Annotated in this window: 1 protein-coding gene and 1 pseudogene; both read right to left on the bottom strand. The window is 42.2% G+C overall.

The annotated features are described in order from the left end of the window. A pseudogene (locus A5882_RS20230) lies at positions 1-581 on the bottom strand (hypothetical protein); the annotation flags it as partial. 105 nt (positions 582-686) lie between these two features. Further along, the coding region (locus tag A5882_RS20225) for a hypothetical protein (protein WP_217808278.1) at positions 687-1,010 on the bottom strand (324 nt) is incomplete at its 5' end.

The raw sequence follows: 1,010 nt of genomic DNA, 5'->3' as shown, positions 1-1,010 counted from the left end.
TCAGCAAGTATAAGCACATCAATCAGTGATTCATCATCATTGAGTACAAGTGTTTCGACATCTCTAAGTGCGAGTGATTCAGCAAGCTTCAGTGGTAGTACAAGTGTAAGCAGCAGTGATTCCACAAGTACGAGCACGTCGATCAGCGATTCATCATCATTGAGCACAAGTATTTCGACATCTCTAAGTGCGAGTGATTCTGCAAGCTTCAGTGGCAGCACAAGTGTAAGTAATAGTGAGTCGACAAGCACCAGCACGTCGATTAGCGATTCAATGTCTGTAAGTACAAGTATCAGTAACAGTGAATCAGCAAGTGAAAGTACGTCAATCAGTGATTCATCATCATTGAGCACAAGTATTTCGACATCTCTAAGTGCGAGTGATTCAGCAAGCTTTAGCGGCAGTACAAGTGTAAGTAACAGTGATTCCACAAGCGCAAGTACGTCATCGAGCGAATCAACATCTACAAGCATTAGTGAATCAACAAGCAACAGCACATCGAACAGTGATTCATCATCATTGAGTACAAGTGTTTCGACATCTCTAAGTGCGAGTGATTCAGCAAGCTTTAGTGGTAGCACAAGTGTAAGTAATAGTGAGTCAACAAGTACAAGTACGTCGATCAGTGATTCACTATCATTGAGTACAAGTATTTCAGCATCCCTAAGTGCGAGTGATTCAGCAAGTTACAGTGGCAGCACAAGCGTAAGCAACAGTGAGTCGACAAGCTCAAGTACGTCAGTGAGCGAATCAACATCTACAAGCGTTAGTGAGTCGACAAGCTTGAGCACATCGATCAGTGACTCATCATCACAAAGTGCAAGCATTTCGACATCATTAAGTGCGAGCGATTCTACAAGCTTTAGTGGCAGCACAAGTCTAAGCAACAGTGATTCCACAAGTACGAGCACGTCGATTAGCGATTCATTATCAGTAAGTACAAGTATTAGTAACAGTGAATCAGCAAGTATAAGCACATCAATCAGTGATTCATCATCATTGAGTACAAG

The sequence above is a fragment of the Enterococcus sp. 4E1_DIV0656 genome (genome assembly GCF_002140695.1).
GTDB lineage: Bacteria > Bacillota > Bacilli > Lactobacillales > Enterococcaceae > Enterococcus_D > Enterococcus_D entomosocium.
The sequence above is the reverse complement of the archived record's forward strand: the minus strand, read 5'-3'. Positions and strand labels throughout refer to the sequence as shown.